Below are 17921 nucleotides of genomic sequence, written 5' to 3'. Positions count from 1 at the left end.
GACGCCGCCGGGCAGCCGGTAGGCGGCCAGGAACAGCAGCGGCAGGAACGCGCCGATGTTCAGCGCGCCCAGCACCAGCGACCGCCACCACCAGTCGCCGCGGGGCAGCCGCCGGGTGGCCGCGACCAGCAGCAGTCCTGCGGGCAGCGACCGCAGGAGGGCGGCCAGCAGGGGCCGGTCCGGCGGCAGGTGCTCGGTGGTGACGTAGTACGTCGTGCCCCAGATCGCCGGCCCGAGGGCGGTCACGAGTCGATTGCTTAGCACTAAGACAATCTATCTCAGCGCTAAGGTACTTGGCCAGTCCCCGGACGCGGACCGGGACGTGCGGGCGCGGTCAGGTCCTGATCCGGTCGGGGCGCGGGCCGCCGGGTGAGCAGAATTCCGCCGATCACCACCGCCCCGCCTGCGAACGTGTGCCACCCCACCGGTTCGGCCAGCAGCACCACGCCCAGCGCCGTCGACCACAGCGGCGTCACGTAGGTGACCGTGGACGAGACCGTGGGCCCGGCCTCCCGGATCAGGTCGAGGTTGATCACGTACGCGTACCCCGTGCTCACCGCGCCCAGCACCACCAGCGCCAGCAGGGCGTGCGCGCCCGGCCACACGGGCGCCCCGGACAGGACGGGGGCGGCCACCCCCAGCTGGACGGTGGCGCAGGTGATCTGCACGGCGGACAGCGCGCTGGCCCGGTGCGGCCCGCCGGAGAAGAACCGCCGCGTGTAGGCGAACCCGGCGCCGTAGCACGTGGTGGCGCCCAGGCAGGCCAGGCCGCCCGCCAGCACGTCGCCGTCCAGGCCCCGCCACACCCCCAGCAGCACCAGCACGCCCGCGAAGCCCAGCAGCAGCCCCGCCAGCCGCGTCCGCGTCACCCGCTCATCCGGCACGACCAGCAGCGCGAACGCCAGCGTCGTCAACGGCGTGGTCGCGTTCAGCACGCCCGCCAGCACCGAGTCCACCTTCGACTCGCCGAAGGCCACCAGCGTGAACGGCACCGAGTTGAGCAGCACCGCGACCACCGCCGCGTGCCCCCACGTGCGCGGGTCGCGCGGCACGGCCGCCCCCTGCGCCGCGCAGATCACCCACAGCGCCAGCGCCCCGAACAGGCAGCGGCCCAGCGCCACCTGCACCGGCGGCAGCCCAGCCTCCACCGCCACCTTGATCAGCGTGAAGCTGCCGCCCCACACCGCGGACAGCAGCACGAACTTCCCAGTCGATCCCACGGCGCGAGGATCACCCGGTGGAGCATGATGAGTCCAACAAGTGCCCGCCAGCCGCACATGAGAGACGCTCATGGCCTTGAACTTCGCCCAGCTGCGCGCCTTCCTCGCCGTCGTCGACGAAGGCGGGTTCCGCGCCGCCGCCGACGCGCTGGGCCTCACCCAGTCCGCCGTCTCGCACGCGGTCGCCGCGCTCGAACGCACGCTCGGCCACCCCGTGCTGTCCCGCCGCGGGCGGGTCGCGCCCACCGCGTTCGGCGAGGAGGTGCTGGCGCACGCCCGCGCCGCGGTGGCCGCCTCCGCCGCGATCACCGACCTGGCCGAGCGCAGGCGCGGCGGCGCGCGCGGCACGATCCGGCTCGCCGCGCCGCCGACCGTGTGCCAGGGCCTGCTGCCCGACCTGCTGGCCCGGTGGCAGCAGGAGCTCCCCCTGGTGCGGGTCCGGGTCTTCGAAGGCGAGGACGACGAGGTCGCCGAGTGGCTGGCGTGCGGCGTGGTCGACATCGCGGTGCTGGTCGACCCGCCACCCGGCGCCGGGGTGCCGATCGGCGAGGACGACTTCCGCGCCCTGCTGCGCACCGACCACCCGCTGGCGGCACTGCCGCTGCTCGACGTGGCCGACCTGGCCGACGACCCGTTCCTGCTGACGTGCTGCTGCTGCGAGCGGTACGTGCGGCAGGCGCACGCGGGCCACCCGTTCACCCCTCGGCACCGGGTGCGCGAGCTGGGCACGCTGCTGGCCATGGTCCGCGCGGGCATGGGCGTGTCGATCGTGCCCGGCCTGGTGGCGTCCACCCTGCCCGCCGACCTGGTGCTGGTGCCGCTGCGCACTCGGGTCGCGCGCAGGCTCGTCCTCGGCGGCCCGGCCGATCGCCAGTGGCACCCGGCCGTCACCGCCATGGTCGACTCGGTCCGGCTGTCACCCCGCTCGTCCGGCGCCGACGGCACGACCTAGGGTGGACAGGCGTGGCGGATCACGTGGACCTCGTGCTGGACCAGTGGCGAGCGCAGCGCCCCGACCTGGACGTGTCGCCGATGGCGGTGATCGGACGGCTGTCGCGCCTGGCCCGGCTGGTCGACGGCCGGTTGCAGACCACGTTCGCCGCGCACGGGCTGGACCGGGCCTCGTTCGACGTGCTGGCCACCCTGCGCCGCAGCCCGCCACCGCACCGCCTCACCCCCACCGAGCTGATGCGGGCGTCCATGGTCACCTCCGGCGCGGTCACCCAGCGCCTGGACCGCCTCGAGGCACGCGGACTGGTCACCCGCGAGCCCAGCCGGGCCGACGGCCGGGGCGTGGTCGTCGGGCTGACCCCGGACGGCCTGCGCCTGGTCGAGCAGACCCTGCCCGACCACCTCGCCACCGAGCGCCGGGTGCTCGACGCGCTGTCCGCGCGGGAGCGGGAGGAGCTGGCGGCGACGCTGCGCAAGCTGCTGGAGGCGCTGGGCGACCTGCGACCGTGAGGGCAGGCGCGGGGTCGGCCTCAGAGCAGTTCGACCCGCACCGGCACGGCGTCGCGCAGGGTGTGGCCGACCGGCGACGTGGCGACGACCTTGCGGTGCAGCGCCTCCAGGTCGGCGCGCGGCGCGGCGGAGTCGAGCCGGACGCGGGCGGTGATCGAGTCGAACCCGGCGTGGCCCTCGGCGAGGCCGAGGAACACCCTGAGGTCGACCTCTCCCCTGAGGTCGACGGTGAGCCGGTCGATGGCGATGCCCGCGGCGGTGGCGTTGGCCGCGTACCCGACGGCCAGGCAGTTGCCCAGTGCGCTGAGCAGCTGCCTGGCCGGGTTGGGCGCGGTGTCGCCGCCGCCGAGCGCGGCGGGCTCGTCCGAGGGCGTCGGGTCGAACCCGCGCACGCGCGCCCGTGACCGGAACCCGCCCGTCCAGGTCACGTGCGCGGCCCAGGTGGTCCTGGCCTTGCCCTCGTCCCGGCGGACCGCCTCGACGAGGCTGCCCACCGCTTCTATGTCGACGTCGTTGAGGGTCTGGCGGACTTCTGCGGTCATCGTCGCGCTCCTCGCGGCTCGTGGCTCCCGGCAGCAGGATGCCGCCGGTCGCGCGCGCCCGACAGCCCCGACCGCACGGTGGGAAGCGGTGACCTCCGGCCGGTTGTGTGCTACGAGCCGAGCGTTCGGGCACCACGAGCCGAGCGTTGGGGAACATCGGGTAGTAGTCACCGGCCCGCGCGGGCGCGTCGGGTAGTACTTGCCGACGCGGTGGGGGTCACACCTGCTGGGTTGTCGGGGTGCGCCACGTACCTTTGGTGGGGTGAGCACCGCAGCGCCGTCCACCCCCGCCCTCAGCGGCCACTTCGCCCGCGCGCTCCCGGAGATGTCCCTGCCCTGGCGGGCGGAGCCCGCTCCCCGACCGCGACTGCTGGTGCTCAACGAGCCGCTGGCCGCCGAGCTCGGCCTCGACCCCGACTGGCTGCGCGGCCCCGAGGGGCTGGGCCTGCTGCTGGGCACCGACGTCCCGCAGGACGCCACCCCGGTGGCGCAGGCCTACGCCGGACACCAGTTCGGGCACTACTCCCCGCGCCTGGGCGACGGCCGCGCCCTGCTGCTCGGTGAGCTGGTCCACGCCGACGGCCGCCCGCGCGACCTGCACCTCAAAGGCTCCGGGCGCACGCCGTTCTCGCGCGGCGGCGACGGGCTCGCGGCGGTCGGCCCCATGCTGCGCGAACACCTGGTCAGCGAGGCGATGCACGCCATGGGCATCCCCACGACCCGCTCACTGGCCGTGGTCGCCACCGGACGCCCGGTGCGGCGCGAGGACCTGCTGCCCGGAGCCGTGCTGGCGCGGGTGGCGAGCAGCCACCTGCGCGTCGGCAGCTTCCAGTACGCCAGGGCCACCGACGACACGGACCTGCTGCGCCGCCTCGCCGACCACGCGATCGCCCGCCACCACCCCGCTGCGGCCCAGGCCGAGCGCCCCTACCTGGCGCTGTTCGAAGCCGTGGTGGCCGCCCAGGCGTCGCTGGTCGCGCGGTGGATGCTCGTGGGCTTCATCCACGGCGTCATGAACACCGACAACATGACGATCTCGGGCGAGACCATCGACTACGGGCCGTGCGCGTTCCTGGAGGCGTTCGACCCCACCACCGTCTACAGCTCCATCGACCACGGCGGGCGCTACGCCTACGGCAACCAGCCGCCGGTGGCCCAGTGGAACCTCGCGCGGCTGGCCGAAGCCCTGCTCCCGCTGTTCCACGACGACCAGGAGGAGGCGATCGCGCTGGCGGTCGCGGCGCTCGGCGCGTTCCGCCAGCGGTACGACCGCGCCTGGTCGGCCGGGATGCGGGCCAAGCTCGGCCTGTCCGCCGACCTGCCCGACGCGGTGGTCTCCCCGCTGGTCGACCAGCTGATCACCCTGCTGCGGACGGGCCACGTCGACCACACCTCGTTCCACCGCAGGCTCGGCGCGGCCGCCCGCGGCGACGCCGAACCCGCGCGCGAGCTGTTCCTGGACCTGGCGGCGATCGACGACTGGATCGCCCGCTGGCGGGCGCTGCGCCCCGACGCCGAGGCGATGGACCGGGTCAACCCCGTCTACATCCCGCGCAACCACCTCGTCGAGGAAGCGCTGACCGCGGCGACCGAGGGCGACCTGGCACCGTTCGAACGGCTGCTGGACGCGGTGAGCGCTCCCTACGACGAACGACCCGGCCTGGAGCGCTACGCCGAGCCCGCCCCGCGGGACTTCGCCGCCGCCTACCGGACCTTCTGCGGGACCTGAGGACCACCCCGCCTCAGGCGGGGTCCAGGTACCGGTTCAGCACCTCGGCCTCCGCGCGCAGCCGCGCGGCCTCGTCGTCGCGCCCCAACCGCTGGTACTCCAGCGCGGCGGCCGAACGCTCCCCCACCTCCCGCTCGACGATCGACCGCAGGTCGGCGTCGGTGAGGTGGCGGCGTTCGGCCTCCGCCGCGCCCAGACCGGCCGCCGCGCCCGCGACGTGCTCGCTCCCGGCAGCGGCGACCGGGGGCTGGTCGACGGGGACGGCCTCGGCGTTCTCGATCGCCGCCAACGCGGAGCGCAACGCGGAGATGGCCACGCGGTCGCGGGTCTTCAGCGCCGCTTTCAGGTCGTCGCGCAGGCTGGCGCGCATAGGTCGTCCAATCCGGTCGAAGGTGTCACGCGGGAACCGCGGTGATGCGGTCGCCGATCGTAACCAGCCTCGCCCCCGGACCGCGCGCGCATTTCGACGCCCGCGCCCCGAGCGGGGCGCGGGCGTCGGTGTCCTCGCGGGCGGCCTGCCGACCCGGTCAGACGGCCTGGGCGGTGGGCAGGACGGTGATCTCGGTGAGGTTGACGTGCCGGGGCACCGAGGCCACGAAGGCGACGGTCTCGGCCACGTCGGCCGAGCTCAGGCACTCGATCTCGCGCAGCAGGCCCGCCATCAGCTCGCTGGCGTCGGGATCGGTGACGTGGTCGGGCAGCTCGGTGTCGACCATGCCCGGCTCGATCGAGCTCACGCGCACCATCTTGCGGCCCAGCTCCACCCGCAGCAGGCGGGTCAGGTGGCTGATGTAGGCCTTGGTGCCGGAGTAGACCGAGAACTTCTCCAGCACGCGGGTGGCCGCGATGGAGGAGGTGTTGACCAGATCCGCCGGACCGCCCGCCTCGGCGGCTTCCACCAGGTGCGGCACGAACGCGGCGATGACGTTCATGACGCCGGTGACGTTGAGGTCGATCTGGCGCTGCCAGTCGTCGACCCGCAGGTCCTCGATGGGCGAGATGAGCTGCACACCCGCGTTGTTGAACACCAGGTCCGCCCGGCCCAACCGGTCGCGGACCTCCCGCGCGGCGTCGGCGACGGCCTGGCGGTCGGTGACGTCGACCGGCAGGGCCAGCGCGGTGCCGCCCGCCGCGGTGATCCGGTCGGCCAGCTCGGCCAGGTTGTCCTTGCGCCGCGCCAACAGGGCCACCGAAGCACCCAGCTCGGCCAAGCGCTCGGCGGTGGCCTCGCCGATGCCGCTGGAGGCACCGGTGACCACGGCGACGCGCCCGGTCAGCGGGGTCGCGCCGATAACCTTCGACATAGCGATTTCCTCCCGTTCGTCATCAATCCCGCGTCAGTCCCACGTCAGTTCTGCGTCAGTCCCACGTCGGGCGCCACCCACCCCCACGACCGCGTCGGCAAGTACCACCCGACGTCCCCGCAAAGGCCGACAGCTACTACCCGACGTCCCGAGAGCTCACTTCGCGGTACGCGAACACGCCCGCTAGTCGGCGTGCGCGGTGGCCACCGACTTCTCGCGCCACGCGGCCAAATCGCCGCGCAGCAGGTCGATCTTGACCTCCAGGCGCTCGACGGCGTCGCGACCCAGCACCAGGTGGCTGGGCAGCTTGTCCTGGGAGACCACCTCGTGGATCAGCGCGGCGCCCTTGACCGGATCGCCCAGCTGCGCGTGGTTGGCCTCGTCCACCCAGTCCAGGGTGGCGTGCGCGGGAGTGCCGTCGTAGGCGGCGATCCGGTTCTCCGCCAACGACAACGACGACGCGTCGAGGAAGTCGGTGCGGAACACACCGGGCTCCACGACCACGCTCTGGATGCCGAACGGCGCCAGCTCGGCCGACAGCGCCTCGCTGATGCCCGCCACGGCGAACTTCGAGGCGCTGTAGAGGCCGACGCCGGGCTCACCCTCGAAACCGGACCGCGAACCGATGTGCACCAGCTTGCCGCCCCCGGCGGCGCGCATCACCGGCAGCACCGCGCGGGTGACGTTGATCAGCCCGAACACGTTGAGGTCGAACAGCGACCTGGCCTCGGCGTCGGTGATCTCCTCCACCGCGCCGAGCAGACCCCGGCCCGCGTTGTTGACCAGCACGTCGATCCCGCCGAAGCGCGCCACGACGGCATCCACGGCCGCGGGGATGTCGGCGGTGCTGGTCACGTCCAGCGCCACCGCGAGCACCCGGTCGGAGTCCTTCAGGTCCTCCGGCAGCCGCCGGGGGTCGCGCACCGCGACCGCGACCCGGTCGCCCGCCGCGAGCGCCGCGCGAGCGATCTCCGCGCCCAGTCCCCTGGAGGCACCGGTGATGAACCAAACAGACACTATGGACAGTCCTTTCTGGATTCACAGTGGGTCGTGACATCCCACCGACTAAGCTGAACCAGCGGTCGGGCTCTCCAATGGCCTCGCACAGGCCATGTCCTTCGAAGAGTTGATATAGACCGCCTGACCGCCTTTCAAACCACGTCGGCGGGAATGCTGCGCGATTACCGGTCGAGTCCTAAGCTGGGTTCATGAGTGAAGTAGGCGATTTCCTGCGCGCCCGACGCGCGCAGACCGACCCGGCCGACGTCGGGCTGCCGGTGGCGGGCCACCGCCGGGTGGCCGGGCTGCGCCGCGAGGAGGTCGCCGTGCTCGCGGGCGTCAACGCCGACTACTACGCCCGCCTGGAGCAGGGGCGCGAGCGCCACCCGTCACCGCAGGTGCTCGACGCCCTGTGCACCGCGCTGCGCCTGGACGCCGAGGCCCGCGACCACCTGCACCGGCTGGCGGGCGTGGTCCCGGCGCACCCGCCCACCCCCGACTCCGACGTGGTGGACCCGGCGCTGCGGCGACTGCTGGACGGCTACCCGACCACGCCCGCGTTCGTGCTCAACCGCACCCTGGACCTGCTCGCGTCCAACGCGCTGGCCGACACCCTCTTCTCCCCCTTCACCCGCAAGGACAACCTGGCGCGCATGGTGTTCGCAGATCCCGTGGGGCGGGAGTTCTACGCGCACTGGGAACAGGCCGCCGAGAGGGTCGTCGGACACCTGCGGGAGGGCTCCGGGCACGACCCCGGTTCGCCGCGGCTGCGCGCGCTGGTGGCGGAACTGCGCCAGGTGAGCCCGAAGTTCGCCGAACTGTGGGACTCCCACGTCGTGCGCGCCAAGACCAGCGAAGGCGACAAGCAGCTCGTGCACCCCGAAGTCGGACCGCTGGCCCTGACCTACCAGACCTTCGAGGTCCGCAGCGCGCCCGGCCAGCAGCTGGTGGTCTACCACGCCGAACCGGGCAGCGCGGACGCCAGGGCGCTGGCGCTGCTGGGCTCGCCGCACGCCGCCCACGACACCGCCATCGGGCAAGCGCGCGTGGTCAGCGGCGGGTGAAGCGGTACCCGGCGTGGTGCAGCACATCGCCGTCGAACTCGCCGAACGCCCAGAAACCCAGGTCGTCCAAGTAGTCCACGCGATCGCCGGTGACCCAGTAGCGCCCCTGGTAGGCGCTGGCCCGGTCCCCCCGAGCCTCGTCGTAGCGGCCGTCCGGACGCAGTTCCTGGCGGACGAAGTCGTCCTCGTCCACCCAGAGCCCGGCGTAGGGGTGCTCGGCGACGACCGGTTCGGGCGCCTGGACGGACTCGACGCCGTCCAGACGGCGCCCCCGCCACACCTCGACCCGCCCGGCGCGCACCAGGACGTCGAGATGACCGCCCCGCCGGGGCGCCGCGCCCACCGGCGTGCCCTCCGGGTCGGCGAGGCGCACCACGGCCACGTCGGCGCGGACACCCGGCGTGAGCGTGCCCCCGCCACCCGCGAAGTCGACGGCTGCGGGGAGCACCACACCACCCGCGCAGTCGACGACGATCATGCCGTCGTCCTCGGCGGCGGTGAGCAACCCCGGTCCGACACCGACGACCCGATCACCGCCGATGAGCACGTCGGCCCGCTCCCAGTCGCCCAGCAACGGGTCCATCGTGATCACCGCTCCCCCGGTGAGCAGCAGCGGCCTGGTGGAGTTCGCGGTCAGCGCGGCGAGGACGCCTGCGTCGCGATCGGTGGTGGTCAGCTCGGTGGTGGTCATGACTGCACTCCAGTCCTGTTGGAAATCCGACGGGTCAATCCTGCGTCGGACCCGCGGCGGTAACCAGGCAGCGCTGACCCTGGACGTGACACGTCCAGGAAGACAGCGGCCTGGTCACCCCACCGCGGGCACCGGAGGGTGGGAGCAGACGAACACCGCCGAGAACGGAGATCACCGTGACCGCCCCCCGCGAGCACACCCTGCACCTGCTGCGCCGCGCCACCGACGACCCCCGTGGGCGCGTGCTGTTCCGCAACGCCACCGTCGTGACCGCCGACCCCGCACTGGGCACCCTCACCGAGGCCGACCTCCTGGTGGAGGGCTCGACCATCGCCGCGGTCGGGCGCGCGCTGCCCGCCGGGGACGCCGTCGTCGTCGACGCCACCGGCCTGATCGCCGCCCCCGGTTTCGTCGACACCCACCGCCACGCCTGGGAAGCCCAGCTGCGCCGGATCATGCCCGACGTCGACGACCTGGGCAGCTACGTCACCGAGACCCTCATGGGATACGCGCCCGCCTACCGACCCGAGGACATCCACACCGGCACGAAGCTGGCCGCGCTGACCGCACTCGACTCGGGCATCACCACCATGCTCGACTTCTCCCACAACTCCCGCACCGCCGCGCACTCCGACGCCGCCGTCCAAGCCCTGCGCGACACCGGCATCCGCGGTGTGCACGCCGCCATGGCCCCGCACTTCGGCACGTGGGACCAGCAGTGGCCCGCCGACCTGGCCCGGCTGTGCGCGCAGCACACCGACGACCTGCTGACCTTCCGCCTGGCCTGCCTGGCCACCGACGAGGTCGCCGGTCCCGACCTGGCGTTCGGCCCGCGACTGGCCCGGCAGGCCCAGGAGCTGGGCATCGGGGTCAGCGTGGACGCCGTGTTCGGCCGGTCCTCCTCCCGCGCGATCCTGGAATGGGCGCGCCAGGACCTGCTGGGCCCGCACGTCACCCTGATCCACGCCACCGGCCTGACCGCCGAGGCGTGGCGGGCCATCGGCGACACCGGCACCACCATCGCCCTGGCCCCCACCTCGGACGCGCAGATCGGCCTGGAGACCGCCGTGCCCGCCGTGGACGAGGCGCTGGCCGCCAGTGTCCGGCCGGGGCTGAGCATCGACGTGGAGGTGGCGTTGTCCAGCGACATGTTCACCCAGATGCGGGCACTGCTGGCCATCCAGCGGATGCGCGCCGTGGAGGGCGCCTACGGCACCGACCGCACCCCCTCCCGCATCGGCGTCGCCGACGTGCTGGACTTCGCCACCCTCCAGGGCGCCCGCACCAACGGCCTGGAGCGCACCACCGGCTCGCTGGCCCCCGGCAAGCAGGCCGACCTGCTGCTGATCACCGCCGAGGCGATCAACACCATGCCCCTCAACGACCCGATCGGCACCATCGTGCTGGGAGCGGACGCCCGCAACGTCGACACCGTCCTGGTCGGCGGCCGGGTCCGCAAGTGGGCCGGTGAGCTGCTGGACGTCGACCTGGCGGCGTTGCGCGACGAGGTCACCGCCTCTCGCGATCACGTCCTGGCCGCGGCACGGGTCGCGAGCGCCCACTGAGGATTGTTTTTGGTCAACACTGAAGCTATAGAGCACTTCGAGTTATCTCACTGCGCCGGTGGAGCTTGAACTACGCTCGGTCGAGTCGGGAGGAGAGGACATGACGGATGAGGAGCTCGTCGTCGAGTTCGCCCTGACCCGCCTGGACAATCCCGGCCTCGACCTGGAGGAGATCGCCGCGCTGGTCGTCCGGCGGGGCGGCGAGGAGCGGATGCTGGAATTCGCCTCCCACAACCTCAGCGCCCGCGGTGAGCTGCGCGGCGCGGTCTTCCCCACCGCGGTCGAGCACGTGCTGCGCGTGGTGCTCACCCTGCGCGGCCCGGCGGACTGACCGGCGCCCCGAACGCTCGGTTCGTGGTGCGTGAACGCTCGGTTCGCGGGGAGGGCGCTACTGGACGTTGTCGAAGACGGTCTCCAGGTGGAGCTCCCCTTCGCGGGTCTGCGCACCGGCGGCCAGCACGGCCCTGGTCAGGCGGGCCGCGACGGGCTCGGCGAAGAGCTCGCCGAGCAGCTCGTTGCTCCTGGCCAGGCCGTGAGCGGTCGATTCCAGCGCGGCGTCGACCGCGTCGACCGCGGCGCGGGCGACACCGGGCCGCAGAGCGGCGATCCGGGCGGCGAGGGTGTCCACGACGTGGTCGAGGTCGGCGTCCGGCACGGCCCGGTTCACCCACCCGTACCGCTCCGCAGTCGCCGCGTCGACCAGCCGCCCGCCGAGGATGATCTCCAGGGCGCGGGCCCGGCCCACCAGGGCGGGCAGGTAGGCGGTGCCTCCCGCGCCGGGGATGATCGCCCCGGCGGTCTCCGGCTGCGCCAGACCGGCGCGCTCCAGGGAGGCGAACCGCATGTCCATCGCGGACAGCAGCTCCGCGCCCCCACCTCGGGCCAGCCCGCGCACCTTGGCGATGGTCACCTGCGGTAGCGACCTGATGCGCTCGTGCAGCCGCATCATCGGGTTCAGGGACTGGTCCACCTCCGGGGCGATCGGCAGCGCCGAGAACGCCGCGGGGTCCTCGACGAACCCCATGTCGCCGTGCGCGATGAAGAAGTCCGGGTCCGCGCTGTCGAAGACGATCACCCGGACGTCGCCGTCACCGGACACCGAGGCGGTGAACCGGTCCAGGTCGAGCATGAGGGTGGCGTCCAGCAGGTTGAGCGGGGGGGTGGTCGATGACGACCCGCGCCACACCACCGCCGCAGGAGACCTTGATGGCCGAGTACTCACCGGTCATGGATGCCGCTTTCACTGGTCGGAGCTGAAGTATCTCCGGTATACCGAGTAGTCGGGATATACTTCAACGAAACCAGGTATCGAGCGAGGAACCCCGCGTGACCGGAATGCTCTTCGACGACGAGGGCCGTCGACTGCTCGACCAGCTCTTCGACAAGTGGTCGCTGCTGGTGCTGGAGGCCCTGTGCGCTCGCCCTCGGCGCTTCCACGAACTGCGCGAGCACCTGCCCGCCGTCACGCCCAAGTCGCTGACCACGTGCCTGCGCAGGCTCGAGCGCAACGGCCTGGTCGAACGGCTGGTCCTGTCCACCGACCCGCTGGCGGTCGAGTACCGCATCACGCGCCTGGGCCGGACGCTCGAGGAACCGCTGCAGGCGATGTTGAGGTGGGTCGTCGATCACCTCGACGTGGTGGAAACCGCCCGGTCCCACTACGACGAGCGCCGTTCGCCCGAGGAGCGGAGCACCCGCACGTCATGATCACGGTTCCAGGGCCGCACTCTTCCAGGGCAGCACTCGCGGGCGCGCTCCGGTGAGCAGCCGAGCGCCCCGGCACGTGCGACGGCACCGCGGGCCGGTGGGCCGCGCGGTGCCGTCGTGGTCGCGAACCGGGAACCGCGGTCAGGTCACGACGGGCGGTGCGGACCCCGGCCGCCGGAACAAGACCTGGTCGAGCACCTCGCCCAGCCCGTCCGCCTCGGCGGCCGTCGCCCGCCAGGCGACGAACCCGTCCGGCCGGACGAGCACCGCCCCACCCTCGGGGACGCGGTACGCCTCCGGTTCGGCCAGGCGGTGGGCGGTGACCGGGATGTCCGCGCCCGCCGCGGCGCGCTGCCACGCCGCGTCCGCCTGCCCGGTCAGCAGTGCCCAGCCGCCCAGCAGGTCCACTGTGGACCGCCCGTCGGCCAGCGGGGCGTAGGCCGCCCGCGTCCCCGGTGCGATCGCCGGGTGGTGCGGGTCCTCCACCCCGTCCGCGACCGCGTCGTCGCGGCGGAAGGCGCCGGAGCGGTAGTTGTAGCCGAACACCAGCCTGCTCTGCTTCTCCGCGCCCGTGCGCGGATCGCCGGGCGCGCCGTTGAGCAGCCGGTAGCGCTCGGTGGTCAGCGCCGTGGTCTCCCGCGCCACCGGCAGCCGCTCGGACTCGTAGCTGGCGAGCAGGCCGTCGCCCGCCAGGCCGCGGTGGTGCAGGTCGATCTTCCAGGCCAGGTTGAACACGTCCTGCACACCGCTGGCTATGCCGAAGCTGCCCACCGGCGGCAGGGTGTGCGCGGCGTCGCCCGCCACGTACACCCTGCCCACCCGCATCCGGTCGGTGACCCGGCCCGCGACCTCCCAGACCGAGTCCCACACCTGGTCGACCACGACCGGCAGGTCCTCGACGCCGATCGCGGCGCGCAGCAGCTTGACGCAGCGGCCCTCGGTGAAGTCGGCGGCCCGCTGGTCGGGCTCCAGCGAGATCGCGAACCGCCACCGCTTCACCCCGTCCACCGGCGTGAAGAACCCGTGCACGGCCGGGTTGTGGACGGTGAGGGCGACGATCTTGCGGCCGCCGAGGTGCTCGCGCAGGTCGGCGTCGAAGAACACGTTCAGCTTGCGCGCCAGCACGCCCGCTCCCCCGCTGCCGATGCCCAGCATCCGGCGGATCGAGCTGTGCGCGCCGTCGGCCACCACCAAGTGGTCCGCGCACACCTGCCACCGCCGTCCCGTGGCGCGGTCGAGCAGCGTCACCAGCACGTCCGACGCCCGCGGCACCACGCCGACCACCTCGGTGTGGAACCGCACGTCGGCGGCGGTGGCCGCGGCGTGCTCGCGCAGCAGCGGCTCCAGCTGGTTCTGGTCGATCAGCGCGGGCGCGCACGGGCTCAGCCGCGGGTCGTCCCCGAGCACCCGGTCGGGCAGCCGCTTGAGCTCGGGGCCCGCCAGCGTCTCGGCGTGGGCGATCACGGTGTGCTCGGCGATGGGCGAGCGGACCGACCGGATGACCTCCTCCAGCCCGATCGCCCGGTACAGCTCCATCGTGCGCGCGTTGACCGACCGAGCCTTTGGCTGCGCCTGCGGCTCGGCGTGCCGCTCCACCAACGACGACGGCACGCCGAACCAGGACAGGAACAACGCCGCGGACAGGCCGGTCACACCGCCGCCCGCGATCAGCACCGGGGTGTGCGCGAGTTCAGCCACGGCGCTCCCACCGGTAGAACTCGTGCGACATGGCGTCCTTCGGGCCGCGCCACGTCTCGGGGTCGTAGGCCGAGACGAACGGCTCCAGGTTGCGGCTGATCCGCCGGAACTCCGGGTGGTCGCGGTGCTCGGCCACCGCCTCCGGCAGCGGGCGGTCGCCCTCGATCGCGTGCAGGTACAGGTCGCCGAACTGGAACAGGCTGCGCGAGCGCACGCCGATCACCCGAGGCAGGTCGGTGTTCTGGTCCGACTCGGCGAACACGCGGGCGATGTCGTCCGCGCTGCCCGGCGCCATGCGCGCGACGATCAGGGTGCGGTGCACGCGAACTCCTCCACCTTCCGCTTGATCAGCGCCATCTGCACGCGGCTGTTCTCGTTGATGTGCCGGGTCATGCCCGCGTCGTCCACCGGGGCGTCGGGCTTCATCGCGAAGTCCTGCACCCAGCGCATCAGCACCCCGCCGTCGACCTCCTCGTAGGTCCACCGGATGTCCATCCGCTGGAACGGCCCGGTCTCCACCCGCCGCGCGGTGACGGTCCGGTTCGCCCGGTCGGTCACGCGCTCGGACACCCAGCTCCACACCCGCCCCTGCTCGTCGGGGTGCATGGTCAGCCGGAACAGCACGCGGTCGCCCTCGCGCTCCAGCACCTCCACCGAGGCGTACTCGCTGAACAGCTCCGGCCAGCGCTCGATGTCGTTGGTGCGCTCCCACACCACGTCCATCGGCGCGTCGATCACCACCTCGTTCTCGGTGTGCCCGCTCATCGCGCCACCTCCTGCCCGAGCACGGCCAGCAGCTCGCGGGGGGTGTGCTCGGTGTTCATCTCCACGTCCCGGTGCACGCCGTGGCTGCGCTTGAGCTCGGCCAGCACACCCATCAGCCCCAGCGAGTCGATGCCGAGGTCGGAGAAGGTCGTGGTCGGATCGGCGAGTTGGCGGTCGGTCACGGCGACGCCGGTGCAGCGGCTGATCAGCCCGGCCAGCTCGGCCGGGGATGGGGTGGTGCCCACTTCGGGTCCTCCTCGGGTCGTTGGTTTTCAGCTCGTCTCGGGGCGCCGCAGGACCAGCGCCGAGTTGCTGCCGTGCAGGCCGCGGGCCAGCACCAGGGCGGTGCGCACGTCGAGCGGGCGCGCGGCACCGGTGACCAGGTCCAGGTCGAAGCGGCACCCGGTCACGCCGGGTGTGGGCGGCACGGCGCCGTGCTCGATGGCCAGCACGGCGGTGGCCACGTCCAGCGGGGCGGCGCCCGCGTAGCAGCGGCCGTAACCGGTCTTGGGCGCGGTCACCGGCACGGCCCGGTCGCCGAACAGCGACCGCAGCGCCTGCGCCTCGGCCTGGTCGGCGCGCGGGTCGGCGATCGCGTCGAGGAACACCACGTCCACTTCCTCCGGGCGGCAGCCCGCGTCGGCCAGCGCCTGGCGGGCGGCGCGGGCCAGGCCCTCGGCTGAGTCGGGGAACCGGCCGATCCCGGTGAAGGTCGCGCCGTGCCCGGCGACGACCGCCCTGGCGGGAGCGCCGCGCGCCGCCGCGGCGTCGGCGTCCTCCACCACGAGCACCGCGCCGCCCTCGCCGGGGGCGAACCCGGCCGCCTCGGCGGTGTAGGGCAGGTAGGCGGTGTCCGGGTCCTCCCCCGCGCTGAGCAGCCCGATGCCCAGCTGCCCGCACATCGAGTAGGGGCAGAAGGGCGCTTCGGCGCCGCCCGCGAGCATCGCCCGCGCGCCGCGCGCCAGCTCGTCGCGCGCGGTGGCGAACACGTCCAGCCCGCCCGCCTCGTCGGCCACCAGCACGGTCGACGGGCCGCGCAGCCCGTGCTTGATGGACAGCTGCCCGCTGCTGGCCGCGTAGAACCAGGCGATGGACTGGTAGGGGCCGACGTGCTCGGGGCCGCTGCGCCACAGGGCCTGGATCTCCCGCTGCCCGAACTCCACCCCGCCCGAGTAGCTCGCGGTCACCACCCCGAACCGGTAGTCGGGCACCGCGGCCGGGTCGAGCGCGGCGTCGTGCAGCGCCAGGTCGGTCGCCGCCAGCGCGAAGTGCGTGAACCGGTCGGTCTGCACCGCGATCCTCGGGTCCACCCGGCCCTCCGGTTCGAAGCCGGTCACCTCGCCCGCCACCACCACCGGGTACGGGTTGGGCTGGTAGCGGCCCAGCCGTCCCAGCGCCCGGCGGCCGTCGCGCACGGCAGGCCAGAAGTCCGCGCCGATGCCGCTGGGGGCGATCACGCCGACCCCGGTGACGACGGCGGTGCTCACGACCGCTCCGGGCGGGTGAGCACCACAGCGGACTGGAAGCCACCGAACCCGCTGCCCACCGACAGCACGGCGCGCAGCTCGCGTTCCCGCGCGGTGTGCGGCACGTAGTCCAGGTCGCACTCCGGGTCGGGGGTCTCCAGGTTCACCGTGGGCGGCACCACCCCGTGCACCAGCGCCTGCGCGCACGCGGCCACCTCGATCGAGCCGATCGCGCCCAGCGAGTGGCCCACCGCGGCCTTGATGGAGCTGACCGGGGTGGCGTAGGCGTGCTGGCCCAGCGCCAGTTTGAACGCCGCGGTCTCGTGCCGGTCGTTCTGCCGGGTGCCCGAGCCGTGCGCGTTGACGTAGTCGACACCGGTCGGGTCCAGCCGGGCCTGCTCCAGCGCCCGGCGCACCGCCTCGGCCATCTCCACCCCGTCCGGCCGCAGGCCGGTCATGTGGAAGGCGTTGCTGCGGGAGGCGTAGCCCGCGATCTCGGCCAGCATCACCGCGCCGCGGCGGCGCGCGTGCTCGTACTCCTCCAGCACCAGCACCGCGGCCCCTTCGCCGAGCACGAACCCGTCCCGGTTCCGGTCGAACGGGCGGGCCGCGCGCTCGGGGTCGTCGTTGCTGGCGGTGGTGGCGCGGATGGCGTCGAAGCAGGACACCGCGATGGGCGAGACCGGCGACTCGGCGGCGCCCGCCACCACCACGTCCGCCCGGTCCCGCTCGATCAGCCGCGCGCCGTGGCCGACCGCGTCGATGCCCGCGGTGCAGCCGGTGGAGACGGTGCGCACCGGTCCCCGCGCGCCGACCCGGTCGGCGACCTCGGCGGCCAGGTGCGCGGGCGAGAGCGCGTGGTGCAGGAACGGCGAGGCCAGGGCCGCGTCGACCACCCACCGCGCGCCCCGGTCGGAGGTGACCGCGTAGTCGCGCTCCAGCAGCGTGGTGCCGCCGACCGCCGACCCCATCGACACGCCCACCCGCCACGGGTCGGCGGGGGCCAGCTCGGCCTGTGCCCACGCCTCGTCCGCGGCGACGGCGCCGAACTGGACGTACCGGTCCATCCGGGCGATCTCGACCGGGGTCAGCCCCGCCTGGGCGGGGTCGAAGTCGCACTCGGCGGCGACCCGCGAGCGGAAGCCCGTCGGGTCGAACAGCGAAGTGCGCCGGGTGGCGGTGCGACCGGAGGTCAGCAGCTCCCAGAACTCCTTGGTGCCGTTTCCCCCCGGTGCCACCACCCCGACGCCGGTCACCACCACCCGGCGCGTCACGACGCGGACTCCGTGTCCACGTGCCCCAGCTCCGGCCGGGGGGCGAGCGGGCTGAGGTGGAACACCAGCTTGGCGGGTCCGTCGGAGGCGTTGCGGACCCGGTGCCGCACCCCGATCGGGACCAGCAGCGCCTGGTCGGCGCGCAGCGGGTGCGGCACGTCGTCGAGGTCGATCTCGACCTGGCCCTCCACCACGTACAGGGACTCCTCGGAGTAGGGGTGGTAGTGCTCGGTGACCCGCTCCCCCGGCCCGAGCGTCACCACGCCCATGAACCCGCTGCCCGCCCCCACCGTGGCGGGGCTGAGCAGAACCCTGATGTCCCCGCCACGCCGCACGTTGGGCGGCACGTCCGCCGGGCTCACCGCCCGGTGCAACTGCCCGGTCACGACACCGCCTCCACCACTCGGTCGGTCACCAGATCCATCGGGCGCGCCAG

General features: G+C 73.5%; 21 protein-coding genes and 1 pseudogene. 7 read left to right on the top strand and 15 right to left on the bottom strand.

Going from position 1 to position 17921, the window contains the following annotated elements; translation table 11 throughout:
* Nucleotides 1-246, bottom strand: a pseudogene (locus IEZ00_RS37585) (EamA family transporter); the annotation flags it as partial.
* A gap of 38 nt (nt 247-284) precedes the next feature.
* Nucleotides 285-1220, bottom strand: a complete 936-nt coding sequence (locus IEZ00_RS34365) for a DMT family transporter (protein WP_229796380.1) — start codon at nt 1218-1220, stop codon at nt 285-287.
* Between the two features lie 70 nt (nt 1221-1290).
* Here IEZ00_RS34365 and IEZ00_RS34360 point away from each other — a divergent pair, with 70 nt between their 5' ends.
* Together IEZ00_RS34360 and IEZ00_RS34355 are read left to right on the top strand one after the other, a co-directional pair.
* The gene (locus IEZ00_RS34360) at nt 1291-2172 is read left to right on the top strand and encodes a LysR family transcriptional regulator (RefSeq protein ID WP_189227524.1); all 882 of its coding nucleotides are present in this window, start codon (nt 1291-1293) and stop codon (nt 2170-2172) included.
* An 11-nt stretch (nt 2173-2183) separates the two neighbouring features.
* A complete protein-coding gene (locus tag IEZ00_RS34355) occupies nt 2184-2681 on the top strand; it encodes a MarR family winged helix-turn-helix transcriptional regulator (protein ID WP_189227523.1) in 498 nt (165 codons plus the stop codon).
* Nucleotides 2682-2701: 20 nt separating this feature from the next.
* On the opposite strand, the gene IEZ00_RS34350 is transcribed toward IEZ00_RS34355, so the two are convergent.
* Nucleotides 2702-3223, bottom strand: a complete 522-nt coding sequence (locus IEZ00_RS34350; RefSeq protein ID WP_189227522.1) for an OsmC family protein — start codon at nt 3221-3223, stop codon at nt 2702-2704.
* A gap of 262 nt (nt 3224-3485) precedes the next feature.
* Here IEZ00_RS34350 and IEZ00_RS34345 point away from each other — a divergent pair, with 262 nt between their 5' ends.
* Nucleotides 3486-4952: a protein adenylyltransferase SelO gene (locus IEZ00_RS34345; protein ID WP_189227521.1), complete on the top strand. Its 1467-nt coding sequence runs from the start codon at nt 3486-3488 to the stop codon at nt 4950-4952.
* 13 nt (nt 4953-4965) lie between these two features.
* On the opposite strand, the gene IEZ00_RS34340 is transcribed toward IEZ00_RS34345, so the two are convergent.
* The 3 genes from IEZ00_RS34340 to IEZ00_RS34330 form a co-directional block, all read right to left on the bottom strand.
* Entirely contained in the window at nt 4966-5322 is a 357-nt protein-coding gene (locus IEZ00_RS34340) for a GatB/YqeY domain-containing protein (protein WP_189227520.1), read from the bottom strand.
* A gap of 157 nt (nt 5323-5479) precedes the next feature.
* Nucleotides 5480-6256: an SDR family oxidoreductase gene (locus tag IEZ00_RS34335; RefSeq protein ID WP_189227519.1), complete on the bottom strand. Its 777-nt coding sequence runs from the start codon at nt 6254-6256 to the stop codon at nt 5480-5482.
* A 183-nt stretch (nt 6257-6439) separates the two neighbouring features.
* Nucleotides 6440-7273: an SDR family NAD(P)-dependent oxidoreductase gene (locus IEZ00_RS34330; protein ID WP_189227518.1), complete on the bottom strand. Its 834-nt coding sequence runs from the start codon at nt 7271-7273 to the stop codon at nt 6440-6442.
* A 191-nt stretch (nt 7274-7464) separates the two neighbouring features.
* Here IEZ00_RS34330 and IEZ00_RS34325 point away from each other — a divergent pair, with 191 nt between their 5' ends.
* Nucleotides 7465-8319, top strand: coding sequence for a helix-turn-helix transcriptional regulator (locus IEZ00_RS34325; protein WP_189227517.1), 855 nt, complete (start codon nt 7465-7467; stop codon nt 8317-8319).
* Here the strand turns inward: IEZ00_RS34325 and IEZ00_RS34320 are convergent.
* Entirely contained in the window at nt 8306-9010 is a 705-nt protein-coding gene (locus tag IEZ00_RS34320; protein WP_189227516.1) for an Atu4866 domain-containing protein, read from the bottom strand. The two genes, IEZ00_RS34325 and IEZ00_RS34320, sit on opposite strands and share 14 nt — an antisense overlap.
* A gap of 176 nt (nt 9011-9186) precedes the next feature.
* On the opposite strand from IEZ00_RS34320, the gene IEZ00_RS34315 reads away from it, so the two are divergent.
* Both IEZ00_RS34315 and IEZ00_RS34310 read left to right on the top strand, forming a co-directional pair.
* Nucleotides 9187-10575 (top strand): amidohydrolase family protein, encoded by a 1389-nt coding sequence (locus IEZ00_RS34315; RefSeq protein WP_189227515.1) that lies wholly within the window; start codon nt 9187-9189, stop codon nt 10573-10575.
* Nucleotides 10576-10675: 100 nt separating this feature from the next.
* A complete protein-coding gene (locus IEZ00_RS34310) occupies nt 10676-10906 on the top strand; it encodes a hypothetical protein (protein WP_189227514.1) in 231 nt (76 codons plus the stop codon).
* A 57-nt stretch (nt 10907-10963) separates the two neighbouring features.
* Here the strand turns inward: IEZ00_RS34310 and IEZ00_RS34305 are convergent, their stop codons facing one another.
* The gene (locus IEZ00_RS34305; protein ID WP_229796379.1) at nt 10964-11764 is read right to left on the bottom strand and encodes an enoyl-CoA hydratase/isomerase family protein; all 801 of its coding nucleotides are present in this window, start codon (nt 11762-11764) and stop codon (nt 10964-10966) included.
* Between the two features lie 146 nt (nt 11765-11910).
* Here IEZ00_RS34305 and IEZ00_RS34300 point away from each other — a divergent pair, with 146 nt between their 5' ends.
* Nucleotides 11911-12282, top strand: coding sequence for a winged helix-turn-helix transcriptional regulator (locus IEZ00_RS34300; protein WP_189227537.1), 372 nt, complete (start codon nt 11911-11913; stop codon nt 12280-12282).
* A gap of 141 nt (nt 12283-12423) precedes the next feature.
* Here the strand turns inward: IEZ00_RS34300 and IEZ00_RS34295 are convergent, their stop codons facing one another.
* Genes IEZ00_RS34295 through IEZ00_RS34265 form a run of 7 tightly spaced genes read right to left on the bottom strand, consistent with a single transcriptional unit; the run spans nt 12424 to nt 17871 of the window.
* Nucleotides 12424-13980 carry an FAD-dependent monooxygenase gene (locus tag IEZ00_RS34295; protein WP_189227513.1) on the bottom strand — a complete coding sequence of 519 codons (1557 nt, stop codon included), beginning with the start codon at nt 13978-13980 and terminating at the stop codon, nt 12424-12426.
* The gene (locus IEZ00_RS34290; protein WP_189227512.1) at nt 13973-14302 is read right to left on the bottom strand and encodes a TcmI family type II polyketide cyclase; all 330 of its coding nucleotides are present in this window, start codon (nt 14300-14302) and stop codon (nt 13973-13975) included. Before IEZ00_RS34290 ends, IEZ00_RS34295 begins: the two co-directional genes overlap by 8 nt.
* Nucleotides 14287-14745 (bottom strand): SRPBCC family protein, encoded by a 459-nt coding sequence (locus IEZ00_RS34285; protein ID WP_189227511.1) that lies wholly within the window; start codon nt 14743-14745, stop codon nt 14287-14289. Before IEZ00_RS34285 ends, IEZ00_RS34290 begins: the two co-directional genes overlap by 16 nt.
* A complete protein-coding gene (locus tag IEZ00_RS34280; protein ID WP_189227510.1) occupies nt 14742-14990 on the bottom strand; it encodes an acyl carrier protein in 249 nt (82 codons plus the stop codon). Before IEZ00_RS34280 ends, IEZ00_RS34285 begins: the two co-directional genes overlap by 4 nt.
* Nucleotides 14991-15017: 27 nt before the next feature.
* On the bottom strand, nt 15018-16232 hold the full coding sequence (locus tag IEZ00_RS34275; RefSeq protein ID WP_189227509.1) for a beta-ketoacyl synthase N-terminal-like domain-containing protein: 1215 nt from the start codon (nt 16230-16232) through the stop codon (nt 15018-15020).
* Nucleotides 16229-17485: a beta-ketoacyl-[acyl-carrier-protein] synthase family protein gene (locus tag IEZ00_RS34270; RefSeq protein ID WP_189227508.1), complete on the bottom strand. Its 1257-nt coding sequence runs from the start codon at nt 17483-17485 to the stop codon at nt 16229-16231. The genes IEZ00_RS34275 and IEZ00_RS34270 overlap by 4 nt, the downstream gene beginning before the upstream one ends.
* Nucleotides 17482-17871 (bottom strand): cupin domain-containing protein, encoded by a 390-nt coding sequence (locus IEZ00_RS34265; protein WP_189227507.1) that lies wholly within the window; start codon nt 17869-17871, stop codon nt 17482-17484. The genes IEZ00_RS34270 and IEZ00_RS34265 overlap by 4 nt, the downstream gene beginning before the upstream one ends.
* Nucleotides 17872-17921: the final 50 nt, after the last annotated feature.

The organism is Saccharothrix coeruleofusca (genome assembly GCF_014648515.1).
Classification (GTDB): Bacteria; Actinomycetota; Actinomycetes; order Mycobacteriales; family Pseudonocardiaceae; genus Actinosynnema; species Actinosynnema coeruleofuscum.
The sequence above is the reverse complement of the archived record's forward strand: the minus strand, read 5'-3'. Positions and strand labels throughout refer to the sequence as shown.